Source organism: Blautia glucerasea (genome assembly GCF_020537505.1).
GTDB lineage: Bacteria > Bacillota > Clostridia > Lachnospirales > Lachnospiraceae > Blautia_A.
Window position 1 is genome coordinate 1 of sequence record NZ_JAJBMO010000083.1, and the last position, 942, is coordinate 942.

The following is a 942-nucleotide window of genomic DNA, read 5'->3' on the forward strand; positions in this document are numbered from 1 at the left end:
TTGTATTTGATCTTTTTGGCCCGTTGAAGGCTCTCTATGGAGAAGCATCCAGACTGACTGTTATGAACGCTGCCCTTGATCGCATTGAAGCGGTACTGGACGAACCAGAACTTTCCGACAATGGCAAGCAGCATATTCCAGCTCAGGCACAGCCAGGACAGCCAGAAGTCCAGTTCAACGATGTTACATTTGCTTATCAGGACAAAGAGGTTCTGCATCATATCAGTTTTGCCATGAAGAAAAATTCTATGACAGCACTGGTTGGGCCATCCGGTAGTGGTAAGTCCACCATTGCAAACTTGCTGGCGCGACTTTGGGATGTAAAATCTGGCAATGTGACGATAAGGGGCGTGGATATTCGCAATGTACCTCTGTCGGAATTGATGGATCAGATTAGCATGGTATTTCAGCGTGTGTATCTGTTTCAGGACACCATTTACAACAATATCAGTATGGGAAAACCGGATGCTACGGAAGAAGAAGTTTATGAGGCTGCCAGAAAAGCCCGCTGCTATGATTTCATTATGGCTCTGCCTGATGGGTTCAAAACGGTGGTTGGCGAAGGCGGTGCGACACTCTCTGGGGGCGAAAAGCAGCGCATTTCGATTGCCCGCTGTATCCTGAAAGACGCGCCTATCGTCATTTTGGACGAAGCTACCGCAAGTGTGGATACAGACAATGAAAGCTATATTCAGGAAGCTATTTCCGAATTGGTGAAGGGAAAGACCCTGCTTGTAATTGCTCATCGTCTGAATACGATCCAAACTGCTGATCAGATTTTAGTTATAGACAACGGCCAGATTGCACAGCAAGGAAACCATGAGGAACTTTTGAAACAGCCCGGTATCTATCAGGATTTTGTCAATATCCGAAAGAGTGCGGCTGGATGGAGTCTTGCTTAATGGCGAAAGGAGCTGCCTATGAAACTTCATACTGCCGGAG

The 942-nt window shown here is 46.8% G+C and carries 1 protein-coding gene; it reads left to right on the forward strand.

What is annotated here, in order from left to right:
- Nucleotides 1–902: ABC transporter ATP-binding protein (locus LIQ05_RS19315; RefSeq protein ID WP_226822930.1), on the forward strand; the 902-nt coding region annotated here is incomplete at its 5' end.
- Between the last annotated feature and the right edge of the window lie 40 nt (nt 903–942).